The 14,358-nt window shown below is 34.3% G+C and carries 17 protein-coding genes; all 17 read left to right on the top strand.

Annotated features, from left to right (window positions below):
• Positions 1-2 precede the first annotated feature (2 nt).
• The 17 genes from fabG (at position 3) to BUC45_RS11610 (ending at position 14,353) form a co-directional block, all read left to right on the top strand.
• Entirely contained in the window at positions 3-743 is a 741-nt protein-coding gene (gene fabG, locus BUC45_RS11690) for a 3-oxoacyl-[acyl-carrier-protein] reductase (protein WP_296972533.1), read from the top strand.
• A 130-nt stretch (positions 744-873) separates the two neighbouring features.
• Positions 874-1,113: an acyl carrier protein gene (acpP, locus tag BUC45_RS11685; protein ID WP_013778260.1), complete on the top strand. Its 240-nt coding sequence runs from the start codon at positions 874-876 to the stop codon at positions 1,111-1,113.
• 139 nt (positions 1,114-1,252) lie between these two features.
• On the top strand, positions 1,253-2,494 hold the full coding sequence (fabF, locus tag BUC45_RS11680; protein WP_296972532.1) for a beta-ketoacyl-ACP synthase II: 1,242 nt from the start codon (positions 1,253-1,255) through the stop codon (positions 2,492-2,494).
• 9 nt (positions 2,495-2,503) lie between these two features.
• A complete protein-coding gene (gene rnc, locus BUC45_RS11675; RefSeq protein WP_296972531.1) occupies positions 2,504-3,220 on the top strand; it encodes a ribonuclease III in 717 nt (238 codons plus the stop codon).
• Positions 3,221-3,322: 102 nt separating this feature from the next.
• Complete coding sequence (locus tag BUC45_RS11670) at positions 3,323-3,583, top strand: stage V sporulation protein S (protein WP_013778263.1); 261 nt, start codon at positions 3,323-3,325, stop codon at positions 3,581-3,583.
• Positions 3,584-3,711: 128 nt separating this feature from the next.
• Positions 3,712-7,266 (top strand): chromosome segregation protein SMC, encoded by a 3,555-nt coding sequence (gene smc, locus BUC45_RS11665; protein WP_296972529.1) that lies wholly within the window; start codon positions 3,712-3,714, stop codon positions 7,264-7,266.
• Positions 7,267-7,285: 19 nt separating this feature from the next.
• Positions 7,286-8,179, top strand: a complete 894-nt coding sequence (gene ftsY / locus BUC45_RS11660; protein ID WP_296972528.1) for a signal recognition particle-docking protein FtsY — start codon at positions 7,286-7,288, stop codon at positions 8,177-8,179.
• Between the two features lie 180 nt (positions 8,180-8,359).
• Positions 8,360-8,719 carry a YlxM family DNA-binding protein gene (gene ylxM / locus BUC45_RS11655; RefSeq protein WP_296972526.1) on the top strand — a complete coding sequence of 120 codons (360 nt, stop codon included), beginning with the start codon at positions 8,360-8,362 and terminating at the stop codon, positions 8,717-8,719.
• 2 nt (positions 8,720-8,721) lie between these two features.
• On the top strand, positions 8,722-10,059 hold the full coding sequence (gene ffh / locus BUC45_RS11650; RefSeq protein WP_296972525.1) for a signal recognition particle protein: 1,338 nt from the start codon (positions 8,722-8,724) through the stop codon (positions 10,057-10,059).
• Between the two features lie 14 nt (positions 10,060-10,073).
• On the top strand, positions 10,074-10,346 hold the full coding sequence (gene rpsP / locus BUC45_RS11645) for a 30S ribosomal protein S16 (protein ID WP_296972523.1): 273 nt from the start codon (positions 10,074-10,076) through the stop codon (positions 10,344-10,346).
• 59 nt (positions 10,347-10,405) lie between these two features.
• Positions 10,406-10,633, top strand: coding sequence for a KH domain-containing protein (locus BUC45_RS11640; protein WP_013778269.1), 228 nt, complete (start codon positions 10,406-10,408; stop codon positions 10,631-10,633).
• Between the two features lie 69 nt (positions 10,634-10,702).
• Entirely contained in the window at positions 10,703-11,260 is a 558-nt protein-coding gene (gene rimM / locus BUC45_RS11635) for a ribosome maturation factor RimM (RefSeq protein WP_296972521.1), read from the top strand.
• Positions 11,260-11,979, top strand: coding sequence for a tRNA (guanosine(37)-N1)-methyltransferase TrmD (trmD, locus tag BUC45_RS11630; RefSeq protein WP_296972519.1), 720 nt, complete (start codon positions 11,260-11,262; stop codon positions 11,977-11,979). The genes rimM and trmD overlap by 1 nt, the downstream gene beginning before the upstream one ends.
• 132 nt (positions 11,980-12,111) lie before the next feature.
• Positions 12,112-12,453 (top strand): 50S ribosomal protein L19, encoded by a 342-nt coding sequence (rplS, locus tag BUC45_RS11625; protein ID WP_013778272.1) that lies wholly within the window; start codon positions 12,112-12,114, stop codon positions 12,451-12,453.
• Between the two features lie 36 nt (positions 12,454-12,489).
• Positions 12,490-13,347, top strand: coding sequence for a ribosome biogenesis GTPase YlqF (gene ylqF / locus BUC45_RS11620; protein ID WP_296972575.1), 858 nt, complete (start codon positions 12,490-12,492; stop codon positions 13,345-13,347).
• A 17-nt stretch (positions 13,348-13,364) separates the two neighbouring features.
• Positions 13,365-14,003: a ribonuclease HII gene (locus tag BUC45_RS11615; RefSeq protein WP_296972517.1), complete on the top strand. Its 639-nt coding sequence runs from the start codon at positions 13,365-13,367 to the stop codon at positions 14,001-14,003.
• A complete protein-coding gene (locus tag BUC45_RS11610; protein ID WP_296972515.1) occupies positions 14,000-14,353 on the top strand; it encodes a YraN family protein in 354 nt (117 codons plus the stop codon). Before BUC45_RS11615 ends, BUC45_RS11610 begins: the two co-directional genes overlap by 4 nt.
• Positions 14,354-14,358: the final 5 nt, after the last annotated feature.

Here is a 14,358-nt window from a genome sequence, read left to right as displayed (position 1 = left end):
CAATGGATATTACAGATAAAGTATGCTTGGTTACAGGCGGCTCAAGAGGTATTGGAAGGAGTATCTGCTTGGAATTGGCTAGAAGCGGTGCTGACGTTATTGTTAATTATTCTTCTGACGAAAAGGCTGCAGCACAGGTAGTAAATGAAATAGAGCTTCTAGGGAAAAAAGCTAAAATGTATAAAGCTGATGTATCTAGTTTTGACCAGGTAGTAAATATGGTTGATGATGTATATAATGAATTTGGGAAGATAGATATTTTAGTTAACAATGCAGGTGTTGCAAGAGATGCTTTAATTCTTAGAATGACAGAAAAAGATTGGGATAAGGTGCTTGATGTAAACCTAAAAGGTGTTTTTAATACTTCAAAAGCCTGTGCGAAATATATGGTTAAACAAAAAGAAGGAAAAATAATAAATATTTCCTCTATTGTAGGTATTTATGGCAATGCCGGTCAGGTTAATTATGCAGCAGCTAAGGCAGGTATAATAGGTTTTACCAAATCCCTTGCAAAAGAATTAGGAAGCCGAGGTATTACGGTAAATGCAGTTGCACCAGGCTTTATAAAAACTGATATGACCTTCTCTTTACTTGAAAAAGATGCCGATATTGGTAAAAATATACCTTTAAAAAGAGTGGGAATGCCTGAGGATGTAGCTAACCTTGTAGCCTTTTTGGCATCAAAAAAAGCTGATTACATAACAGGCCAAGTAATTGCTGTTGACGGCGGCTTGACCTTATAATTGATTAGCTAAGAAGTATTATTTTATATAGAAAGCTGATTTAAAATTTTTGATTTCTATAGTAAACTATAAAATGGTATAAAATAAATAAAGCGCTAGGGCATGAAACTGGGAAGGGAGGTGAAAGACAGTGGATGCAGAGGTATTAGATAAAATAAAACAAATTATTGCGGATCAATTAAGTATAGATGAGGATGAGGTTGTTCCAGATGCTTCATTTATTGATGATTTAGGAGCCGACTCTCTTGATATTGTTGAATTGATAATGGCTTTCGAAGAAGAATTCGATATAGAAATACCTGATGAAGATGCGGAAAAAATAAAGACTGTACAAAATGTTATAGATTATATAAAAAACCATTCCGCATAATACTAAAACGTCCCGTAGCTTCATTTACGGGACTTTGTTTTTATATTATTTAAATGCAGGTATTTTAACTAAGCGCTAAATTCGGGAGCATCCCGTTTAAATAAAAATTAAGAGATCGTAAACTTTTGGGAGGATTAGAATGGATAAGAAACGAGTAGTAGTAACAGGAATGGGTGTGATATCACCTGTCGGGATTGGACTGGATAAATTCTGGAAATCCCTTATAGAAGGCAAATCAGGTATTGATACAATTACAAGTTTTGATACTGATGATTTGCCCACTAATATAGCCGGAGAGGTTAGAGATTTCAACCCTGAGAATTATATTGAAAAGAAAGAAATTAAAAGGTTGGATAGGTTTACACAGTTTGCAATTGCAGCAACAAAAATGGCATTAGAAGATTCAAAATTGGATCTTTTGCAAATTGACAGGACAAGAGCGGGTGTTATATTAGGTTCTGGAATTGGTGGTGCCACAACATGGGAAGAACAGCATAGTGTGCTCTTAGAAAAGGGTGCAAGACGTGTCAGTCCGTTTTTCATTCCTATGATGATTATTAACATGGCATCAGGTCAGGTTTCTATGGCATTTGACTTAAAAGGGCCAAATTTTACAGTTGTAACGGCTTGCGCTTCTGGTACCAATGCTATAGGAGAGGCCTTTAAAGTCTTGCAGAGAGGTGATGCAGACATAATGATATCAGGAGGTACTGAGGCACCGATAACAAGACTTTCGCTTGCAGGATTTTCATCAATGAAGGCACTATCAACAAGAAATGATGAACCCAGTAAAGCTAGCCGACCTTTCGACAAGGACAGAGATGGTTTTGTGATGGGTGAAGGTGCAGGAATAATAATAATGGAAACGCTTGATAGTGCGTTAAAAAGAAATGCTAGGATTTATGGTGAAATCATAGGTTATGGGTCAACGGCAGACGCATATCATTTGACACAACCGTCACCGGATGGTGAAGGAGCTGCTCGAGCGATGAAAGCCTCTATACTGGATGCGGGGATTTTGCCTAATGAGGTTGATTATATAAATGCGCACGGCACTTCAACGCCATTAAACGATAAATTTGAAACCCTAGCTATAAAGAATGCATTTGGTGAACATGCATATAAACTTGCCATAAGTTCTACAAAATCTATGACTGGGCATCTACTTGGAGCTGCAGGTGCCGTTGAATTTATTGTTTCACTTCTTGCAAGCTTTAAGGACGAGATTCCTCCTACAATTAACTACGATAATGCTGACCCTGAATGTGATTTAAATTACGTCCCAAATAAGGCGATAAATAGAACTGTAAATATAGCTTTATCAAACTCAATGGGTTTTGGAGGACATAATGCCAGTGTAATAGTTAAAAAATATAAATGAGGTAAGAGTATGTGTATAGATGAAAAAAGGCTCCAACAACTTATGATTTTACAAGAAAATATTGGGATTCGGTTTAGTAATTTAAATACCTTAAATCAAGCATTTATCCACCCTTCCCTGACTAATGAAAAAGAAAAACCATATCAAGAAAATAATCAGAGATTAGAATTCCTTGGTGATGCGGTATTAGAATTATCAATAAGCGAGTATCTTTATAGGCATTATGACTTTCTTACCGAAGGACAAATGACAAAAATTCGGGCATTTACCGTCTGTGAGTCAAGTCTGGCCCAGATTGCGAGGCAACTTTTTTTAGGAGATTATCTAATTCTTAGCAAAGGAGAAGAAAATACTGGTGGCCGAGAAAAAGTTTCTATTCTTGCGGATACACTAGAAGCATTAATCGGAGCTATATATATTGATAAAAACTATAAAACCACATATGATTTTATAATTAAAAATTTAGAAGCAATTATTTTTAAAGCTATCCAAGGCGAATGGGGTACAGATTACAAAACAGACCTTCAGGAACTCTTACAAAAATTTAATGAGGATAAAATAATTTATAATGTAGTAAAAGAATCTGGACCAGACCATGATAAATTGTTTTATGTAGAGGTTGTCTGGAAAAATAAAGTTTTAGGTACTGGTATTGGCAAGAGCAAAAAGCAAGCAGAACAGAATGCAGCAAAAGAGGCTTTATATAAAATGAATAATGAACTATAAAAATATAATATTGCAAAAAGAAGGAAATTTGAAACCATCATAGAATATATATTGAAATGATATAATATAATAAATATTGCTAGATTAAGGGGGATATATGGAATGGAAGTACTAAAAGTATCAGCACAATCAAAACCTAAATCTGTGGCAGGAGCTTTAGCAGCTGTCTTAAGAGAAAATGGTGTGGCAGAGCTTCAAGCGGTAGGGGCTGGAGCTGTAAATCAAGCAGTTAAGGCCATAGCCATTGCAAGAGGCTTTGTTGCGCCAAACGGAATTGACCTTGTTACCATCCCGGCTTTTGCAGAAATCGATATCGATGGCGAGGAAAGAACAGCTATAAAATTTATTGTAGAACCCCGATAGAAGAAACCTTATTAAACTAATACCTGTCTTTTAAGGCAGGTATTTTTATGTTTAAAGTTAATATTAATCCTATTGGTTCTTTTTTTTAAATGGTTATGTTAAAATTGTAGAAGTAAGGAGGGATGCCTTTGTATCTAAAAAGAATCGAACTTCACGGCTTTAAATCTTTTGCTGATAGGGTTATTTTGGAGTTTCAACCTGGAATTAATGCTATTGTTGGCCCTAACGGCAGTGGAAAAAGCAATATAATCGATGCTATACGATGGGTGCTTGGAGAACAGAGTGTAAAAACATTACGAGGATATAAGCTTGAGGATGTAATATTTGCTGGGAGCAATAAGAAAAAGCCCATGGGTATGGCTGAAGTTGCTATAACCATTGATAATTTTGATAATCTTATTCCTTTGGATTATTCTGAAATATATCTCGTCCGTCGGACCTTTCGTTCTGGCGAAAGCGAGTTCTACTTAAATCGGACTCCTTGCAGATTAAAAGACATTCAAGAAATACTTGTTGATTCTGGAGTCGGGAAAGATGGTTATTCTATAATTAGTCAAGGACAAATAGATGAAATGCTTACCTGTAAAGCAGAGGAAAGGCGAACTATTTTCGAAGAAACGGCAGGGATTGTGAAATACAGGATTAGAAAAAAAGAGGCAGAAAAAAGACTGGAAGAAACCATGGATAATATATCCAGGATTAATGATATCATTACTGAACTTTTAAACCAGATGGAACCTTTGGCTGTTCAAAAAGATGTGGCACTGAAGTATAAAGAACTTGCTGCGGCTTTTAAAGAAATAGATATTAATTTACTTTTATTTGAAGTAAACAGTAGAGAGAAGCATATAAGATATATAAAGGAGAAACTTGAAGACAAAGAAACATTATTAACACAGTTGCGTAATAATATTGAATCGTCAAAAAAACAAATAAGCGAGTATAAAATACAACAAAGTGCTACTGAAGAAGCATATGAAAAAGCACAAGTAGAATTTTATGAGATAAACAGCAAGAAGAAAGATATCGAAAGAGATTTTCAATTGGTTACTGCTGAAAGAAACAGAATACAGCAAGAAAATGAGGATTTATCTAACAGCATAGAAAAGAAAAAAAATGAATTACAGGCTGCTGAAGAAACTCTAAAATTAAAATCTGATGAATTAGAAGAAAAGATAGAAGCTATTAATGAGTTAAAACATACAATAAATCAAAATGAAAAAAAGCTAATTTCTGTAAATGATGAAATTAATGAAAAGCAAAGACTTATCGAAAATGCTAAGGGTGATGTGATTAATTTACTGAACTATGTATCAGAAAAGAAGAATGTGGTTTCTGGTCTTAATAGTATGAAATTAACTTTAGAAAAGCGATTAAATCAGATACAAAACGAGGAGTTGGAATTGGATAAAGCAAATGCAATTACCTTAAAAGAAGTTTCAAATATTAAGGATGAAATAATTCGCTTAGAATGCTTATCTAAAGAATACGAACAAAATATAAAAAATCTAAAGGAAATTCTCGATCAAAAGATTGTAGAATTTGATTATGGCGAAAACATAAAAGCACAAAAACAACAAGATTTAGCAACTATTCTTTCAAAAAAAAATACTCTGAAAGAAATTACTGATAGCTATGAAGGTTATCAGTATGGAGTAAAAAATCTGTTACTTGCTCTTAAAAATCAACGATATAATGACAATGGTATTTACGGTACAGTAGCTGATGTGATTTCGGTAAAACAACAGTATGAAGTTGCAATTGAAACTGCCTTAGGTGCAGCTGTGCAAAATATTATCTGTGAAAATGAAGAGAATGCAAAAAAAGCTATAGAATACTTGAAAAAACACGATTACGGTAGAGTTACTTTCTTGCCTCTTTCAGCTGTAAAACCACGGATTATAGAACCTAATGAGCTGAATTTATTGTCGACGAAAGGCCGCGTTTCAGAGGCAATTAACCTTGTGAAATTTGATAATAAGTATTATCCGGTTATTGCATTTCTTCTGGGAAGAGTGTTAGTGTCAAATACTTTGGACGATGCTATATATATTGCAAGACGGTGTAATTTTAGTTTTAAAATCGTTACTATTCAAGGTGAACTTTTAAACCCCGGTGGTTCTATAACCGGTGGGAGCCAAAAGAGATCAAACTTTTTGTTTTTAAGAAAAAGGCAACTAATTGAATTTGAACAGAAAATTGCTCAATTAGAAGAACAGCTCAGTCTAATAAAACAGACCAATCAAGAATTAAAAAAAGAAATTCAAGATAAGCAAAAAATGCTTGAAGAAAAAACCAACAACTTATATTCTATAAAATCAAAGATAGCAGTTTTCAATCAACAGCTTCAGGAAAAACAAGGTATTTTGGAAGAGAGATATCAACGAGAAAAACAGTTAATGGAAGAAAAACTACATATTGAATTTGAAACTCAAGAAATATTGTCTCAAGTTTCTTCAATTGAAACAGATATAAAAAATGTAGATAGCCAGAATATATCCGGCCAATCTAAAGTGAAAAACTTACAAAAAGATATAGATAAAAGTAAGGAAATTAAAGAAATACTATCTGAAAAAATAACTAAATTAAAAATCAAATTAGCATCATATAATCAAGAAGAAACAAGCGTTATACAAAGTTTACAAACTATTAGGGAAGGAATTGCGGTTTATAAAGATGAAATAAAGAAACTTAAAGAAAAGCTGGAAGAAAACAACAAAACAATTATATCATTAGATGAAAAGGTTTCCGCATATAAAGAAAGTATAAGTGTTCTAACGAATAAGGAACATGAATATCAAGAACTTATTGAGTCCTTAAGGGCAAAAAAAGAAATTATAAAAATTAACATAAACCAAGTTCAAGCCAACCTGAATCAGCTTGAGAAAGACTATAATCAAACGGAAAAAACGTTACAAAATAGTCGTATAGAAGAAGCAAAAATAGTTACGGAATTAAATCAAATTAAAAATCAATTATATGAAAGATATTCAATTACTGATTACGAAAACTTGAAAATAAAAGATGAATTTGGTAGTATAGATGACATGAAAAAAAGGTTAGTATCTTTAAAAAGTGAAATTGAAGCACTTGGCCCAATAAACATGCAAGCAATTGAAGACTATGATAATTTAAAGACACGCTATGATTTTCTCAAATCACAACGGGACGATTTAGTAAAAGCTAAAATTGACTTGGACAATCTTATAAAAGAAATAACCTATACGATGGAGGATATGCTTTTAGCATCTATAGAAAAAGTTAATAAAGAGTTCAATAAAGTATTTTTTGAACTTTTTGAAGGTGGCAGCGCACAACTAATTATTGAAGGTGAAGGCAGCATACTTGAGTGCGGAGTGGAAGTTAGCGCCCAGCCGCCGGGTAAAAAGCTCCAAAGTATTTCACTCTTGTCCGGAGGCGAGAGAACATTAACCGCTATAGCTCTGCTTTTTGCTATTTTAAACACAAAAGCAACACCTTTTTGTGTATTAGATGAGATAGAGGCAGCACTGGATGATGCTAATATTGTTCGCTTTACAAGATATCTTAAAAAAGTATCAAAACATACTCAATTTATTATAATTACACATCGAAAGCCTACTATGGAAATAGCAGATGCACTATATGGTATATCCATGGAAGATGATGCTGTTTCAAAGGTTTTAGCAGTAAAAATGGAATAATAAAAATGGAGTGAGCACAATGGCTTTTTTTGACAAATTAAAGCAAAGCTTAAGTAAGACTAGGGAGAGTTTTAGCGAGAAATTTGATAATATATTAAAATTCAATAAAAAAATTGATGAAGAAACCTTTGAAGAGTTGGAAGAATTGTTGATTTCAGCAGATGTAGGCGTCAGTACAACTCAGATGCTTATAGAAAAATTAAAAGAAAATTCTAAGAAGATAACTACTGCTGAAGAACTAAAAGCAGTTTTAAAAGAAGAGATTATGGATCTTTTTCCAAAAGAAAATATATCTTTGACATATCCAACTGTTATGTTAGTCGTTGGAGTTAATGGAGTTGGCAAAACTACCTCCATAGGGAAATTGGCTAACATATATAAAAACCAAGGCAAGAAAGTTATTTTAGCCGCTGCGGATACTTTTAGAGCGGCGGCGATTGATCAACTAGAAATATGGGCTCAGAGAGTAGGTGTAGACGTAATCAAACATCAAGAAGGTGCTGATCCTGCATCGGTACTGTTTGATGCGCTACAAGCTGGAAAAGCTAGAAAGGCCGATTTGATTATTTGTGATACAGCAGGCCGACTTCATACGAAAAAGAATTTGATGGATGAACTTAAAAAACTCTACAGGGTTTGTCAAAAAGAATACCCACAAGCCAATGTTGTAAGTCTCATAGTTTTGGATGCCACTACTGGGCAAAATGCTTTAATTCAAGCAAAGATGTTTAAGGAAGCAGTAAATTTCTCAGGAATAATTTTAACGAAACTAGATGGAACGGCTAAAGGGGGGATCGTTATTGCTATTGCTTCAGAGCTTGGGATACCTGTATGGTATATCGGAGTTGGTGAAGGCATAAATGATTTGCATGAATTTAACTCTCAGGATTTCGTAGATGCCATATTTGCCTAGAAAGTAATTTATGTGTGTTAAAAATAAAGATTAGCAATAAGTTTGCTGGAAGGAAGATACTTGCATTTTATATAAGTTTCTGTGAGAGATTTAAAATTAATTTCAAAAAATAGTTGACTATCATTTGATTTTTATGTAAAATAACACCTGTAAAGTATAATTGCTTTACAGGTGAATTATATGGATAATATTACAAAACTTAATCTCTTATTTGATTACTACGGTGATTTTTTGACAAAAAAACAAAAAAATATCTTTGAGCAATACTACCTAAATGATTTATCACTTGGCGAAATTGCAGAAAATACTGGTATAACCCGACAGGGTGTTCATGATCTCCTTCGCCGCTCTCAAGAAACATTAGTTAATTTTGAAGAAAAGCTCGGCATGGTGAAAAAACATATACAACAAAGAAAAGAGATTGAAGAAATACTTATACTTCTTAAAGAAATCGAGCCTGGGCTTGATCTTAGTTACAAAGAAAAATACAGAGATGTTTATAATCGTGTTTCTTCACTGTTGAAGGAAGGTGGTGTATAGGCTTGGCTTTTGAGTCCCTTACCCAGAAATTAAATGATGTTTTTAAGAAACTTCGAGGAAAAGGCAAGCTATCTGAAGCTGATGTTAAACAAGCTATGAAAGAAGTTCGGCTTGCGTTGCTCGAAGCCGATGTAAATTTTAAGGTTGTAAAGGATTTAATTTCCAAGATAACTGAGCGAGCAATTGGTCAGGAAGTTATGGAAAGCTTGACTCCGGCACAGCAAGTGATAAAAATCGTTAATGAAGAGCTTACGTTGCTGATGGGTTCTACTCAGAGCAAGGTAGATTTTTCAAAAGAGATTACAATTATAATGCTGGTTGGACTTCAAGGCTCCGGAAAAACTACAACTGCAGGTAAACTTGGCAAATTACTTTCCAAGAGTGGCAAAAAACCTCTTTTAGTAGCTGCCGATGTTTATCGTCCGGCGGCTATAACGCAGCTTAAAATAGTCGGAGAAAAAGTAGGTCTACCTGTTTTTACTATGGGACAACAAGATCCCGTTGATATCTCTAAGGCATCGATAGATTATGCAAAAAAACACAATCATGATGTAGTAATAATAGATACAGCTGGACGTTTGCATGTTGATGACGACTTAATGAATGAACTTGTCAATATCAGTCATGCTATCAATCCCAGCGAGATATTGCTTGTAGTAGACAGCATGACTGGTCAGGATGCGGTAAATGTAGCTGAAGAATTTAATAACAGGCTGCAACTGACTGGTTTAATTTTAACGAAGTTAGATGGCGATAGTCGTGGTGGGGCAGCTCTTTCAGTTAAAGCAGTTACTGGTTGTCCTATAAAATATGTGGGAATGGGAGAAAAACTTGATGATTTAGAAATTTTTCACCCTGAAAGAATGGCTTCAAGGATTTTAGGGATGGGTGATGTCTTAACACTTATAGAGAAAGCAACCGCAGATTTTGATTTAAAAAAGGCTCAAGAACTGGAAGATAAACTCAGAACTCAATCCTTCGATTTAAATGATTTTATGGATCAGTTATCACAAGTTAAAAAAATGGGTTCTTTGGATCAAATATTAAATATGATACCCGGTTTTTCACCACAAAAGCTCAAGGGAGTTGAGATTGACGATAAAGAACTCAGTCGGGTAGAGGCTATTATTAATTCAATGACATTGGAAGAACGAAGCAATCCTTCTATTATTAATGGTAGTCGCCGCAAGCGTATTGCAGCCGGAAGTGGAACTGCAATTCAAGATGTGAATAGACTGCTAAAGCAGTACGCTCAAACTAAAAAGATGATAAAACAATTTGCAGGGTCAGATAAGAGTCGCAAAAGAAGTAGACAGCGATTACCGTTTTTTAATTTTTAAAAGGAGGTGAAGCAATGGCTGTTAAAATAAGATTAAAGCGTATGGGTGCCAAGAAAAAACCCTTTTATAGAGTGGTAGTGGCTGATAGTCGCATGCCAAGAGATGGTAGATTTATAGAAGAAATTGGTTATTATAATCCTTTGACAAACCCAATAGAAATAAAGATTAATGAAGAAAAGGCTGTTGATTGGCTAAACAAAGGAGCTATCCCTACTGATTCGGTGAAATACCTATTTAAAAATCTTGGAATTTTGCCTGATAAAAAAGCAATAGAACAAGAGTCTTAAAGCGAAGCTAATTCACTATAAAATCAGTGGTTATTAGGAACCTAAAGGAGGAAGTATCCGTGATAGAATTAGTCGAATATATTGCAAAAGCCTTGGTAGATCATCCTGAAAATGTTACTGTAAATCAAGTGGAAGGTGAACAGTCCATTATTTTAGAACTAAAAGTAGATCCTGAAGATATGGGGAAGGTTATTGGAAAACAGGGAAGGATTGCTAAAGCGATACGCACTGTCGTTAAAGCAGCAGCTGCCAAGGAAGGTAAGAGGGTTGTTGTTGAGATTATATAAGTTTCAGGGAGGGTGGGGTAACCCAACCCTTTCCGCGTGTATGGTCTTTTGGTGAAAAGGTAATTAAAAATGCTTCCAGATAAAGCCTTTGCAAACCGAAGGAGAATAGACTTGAATGGAAAACAGTATATTACTGTAGGTAAAATACTATCTTCTTGGGGTGTTAGAGGTCAAGTGAAAGTTGAACCTTTAACAGATAATCCAAAGAGATTTAAAACACTTAATGAAGTTTTTATTGACTTTAAAAGCCAAGTTGTTTCCTATAAGGTTGAATCAGTCATGTTTTTAAGAGAGTATTTTCCTGTTTTAAAATTCGAATGTATTAATTCGAAAGAAGAGGCAGATACTTTAAAGGGACATTATATTAATATTGACAGGAAAGATGCTATAAAATTATCGGAGGATCGTTTTTTTATATGTGACATCATAGGTCTTCATGTTTTCAACGAATTTGATACATATATAGGAACTGTTATAGAAGTAATTCAAACAGGTGCTAATGATGTATATGTTGTTGAAACAAAAGATAAAAATGAAATCCTCATTCCAGCAATTAAACAAGTAGTAAAAAAAGTAGATTTAAAAAATGGCATTATGATAATCAGACCGCTGGAGGGGATGTTGTAATGTTAAATATTTATATCCTTACTTTATTCCCTGAGTTTTTCAAAAGCCCATTTAGTGTTAGTATAATAAAGCGAGCTTGCGATAAAGGATTAGTCAAAATTGAGTTAATCGACATAAGAGATTTTTCTCATGATAAACATAGAAAAGTGGATGACTATCCTTACGGTGGCGGATGTGGGATGGTTATGAAACCAGAACCTATTTTCGAGGCGATAGATTATGTAGATGAAAAAATAAACACTAAGAATCGCCAAATAATTTTACTTTCTCCACAGGGAAAAATATTCAATCAGTCCTTAGCTCAAGATTTATCTAAGGAAGAAAATCTGGTTTTTATTTGCGGACATTATGAGGGTATAGATGAAAGAGTTAAAACAATAGTGACTGATGAGATATCCATAGGTGATTTCATTTTGACAGGTGGGGAAGTTCCGGCTCTCGCTATTGTAGATGCAGTAATTAGACTTGTTCCAGGTGTTTTAGGTAGCAGTGAGTCGCCGCAAGATGAGTCTTTTTGTAATGGGCTTTTGGAATATCCTCAATATACAAGGCCGCAAATTTATAGGAATCTCAAAGTCCCTGATGTGCTCCTATCCGGTAATCACAAAGAAATTGAAATTTATAGGCGCAAAGAAGCATTAAAAAGAACTCGTGAAAAAAGGCCAGATTTATTTAAGAAATTAGAATTGAAGAACGAGGATAAAAAACTTTTAGAATAAACTTCTTGTTTTTTCCTAAGTTCAAAAGAAGTTGTTGATTGCCAAGGTAAAGCCTTTATGTTATAATATGTTTTGCTGTGTTGTAGTGACTATTCTGAAATACGTAATAAAGCGCAGAAGGAGGGAAGGCAGATGGATTTACTAACTTCCGTAGAACAAGAACAAATAAAGAAAGATATTCCTGATTTTAGGCCAGGGGACACCGTTAGTGTATATACTAAGGTTGTCGAAGGCGGCCGTGAACGAATTCAGGTTTTTGAAGGAATTGTTATTGCAAGAAAAGGTGGCGGTTTAAGAGAGACTTTTACAGTTCGTAAGATATCTTATGGTGTAGGAGTTGAAAGAATTTTTCCGTTAAACTCACCTCGAATCGATAGAATCGAAGTTGTAAAGAAGGGTAAAGTGCGTCGAGCAAAACTTTATTATATGCGAAAATTAAGAGGTAAAGCTGCAAGGATAAAGGAGAGGGACTGATAACAGTCCCTCTGTTATTTCACAGAGGTGGATATTATGGATATTCAATGGTATCCCGGCCATATGGCGAAAACAAAAAAAATGATTAAGGATAATTTAAAGCTGGTTGACATTGTATTGGAGTTGACTGATGCTCGGGCACCGCTTAGCACACATCTTCCTGATATTGATAGTTTAATAGGCAACAAGAATAGTATCATGATTATGAACAAAGCTGATTTAGCAGATAAAAAAGTTACTGATATGTGGATAAAATATTTTAAGAAGCAAGGTGTTAAAGCTATAGCTGTAAACAGTCTAAAAAAATCAGAATTAAAAAACCTTTATAACTTGCTTAGAAATACAAAGAAGAAAACGATGCTAAGATCAACAAGATGTATGATTATTGGGATTCCTAATGTCGGAAAATCTTCTTTAATCAACCAGATGGCGGGAAGAAAAAGTGCCAGAACTGCGGATACACCGGGCGTAACTCGAAATAAAATGTGGCTAAAAGTAGACGATAGTTTGGAATTGTTGGATACGCCGGGTATTTTATGGCCTAAATTCGAGGATAAAGCGGCAGGCATTAAACTTGCAATTTTAGGCTCAATCAAACAGGAACTATTGGATTTCGAGAAACTTTCGCTAATTCTTATAAAATATTTATTAGTAAATTATCCTCAGGCTCTTAAGGATAGGTACGGAGTTGATTCTAATACGCCCGCGGAAATTCTAGAAAAAATAGCTCAAAATCGCGGTTTCTTGGTAGAGGGTGGAGTATTTGATATTGACAGAAGCGCAAAAACTCTGATAAATGAATTTCGACAGGGAAAGTTAGGAAAAATATCCCTAGAAAAACCTGAGGAAAAAGAAGGATTCTGGTTAGAGATATCGAATCAAGATATTGTCTGAGGAAAGGGTTATTTCAAATGGATATAGAAAAAGAGCGGGCTAGAATATTAAAGCTGTATGATAGGGAACGAAAATTAAAACAAGAAGGCTTTACACTGGTTGCAGGCATAGATGAGGCAGGTCGGGGACCTTTGGCAGGACCGGTAGTGGCAGCAGCTGTTATTTTGGTTTTGGATACAGAAATATTAAATTTAAAGGATTCGAAAAAAATAAGTGAAAAGAAACGAGAAGAAGTTTATGAGGATATAAAGAAAAGGGCAGTTGCCTATGCCTATGATGTTATCGATGCTGATTACATAGATAAATATAATATTTTAAATTCAACCTTAATGGCCATGAAAAATGCAGTTGAGAAACTCCCTGTTAAACCTGAATATATTTTAGTCGATGCATTGAAAATACCAGATATTGCTGTGCCACAAGAATCTATAATACATGGAGATAATATCTGTGCATGCATAGCAGCGGCCTCTATAGTAGCTAAAGTGGAAAGAGACAGGATAATGAGAAAATACGATCTTGTTTATCCTGAATATGGTTTTATAAGGAATAAGGGATATGGCACCAAAGAGCATATAAACTCAATTAAAAAACATGGTATCTGTCCTATTCATCGCCGGAGTTTTTCCGTAAAGGGGTTGGAAATACAAAATTGAATACTAAAGAAATTGGAGCAGCCGGTGAGAAGTATGCAGCCGAATATTTAAAAAAGAAACATTATAAAATTCTTCAAATGAATTTCAGTTGTAGATATGGAGAAATAGATATTGTAGCACGAGATAGAAAAAATATTGTTTTTATTGAAGTTAAAACCAGAAGGTCTACAAATTATGGAAAAGGCATGGAAGCAGTAAATTATAATAAACAACAGAAAATAAAAAAAGTTGCATTATATTATCTTAAAGGGAATTCTCCAGGTTTTAATGATATTAGATTTGATGTAATAGATATATTGATAGTTGATGAGTATACTGTTGAAATAGAACATATTGAAAATGCCTTTTAGGGAGT

Source organism: Tepidanaerobacter sp. EBM-38, assembly GCA_001896545.1.
Taxonomy (GTDB): domain Bacteria; phylum Bacillota; class Thermosediminibacteria; order Thermosediminibacterales; family Tepidanaerobacteraceae; genus Tepidanaerobacter.
Note: the sequence above shows the minus strand (reverse complement) of the source record. Positions and strands in the feature narration are given on the sequence as shown.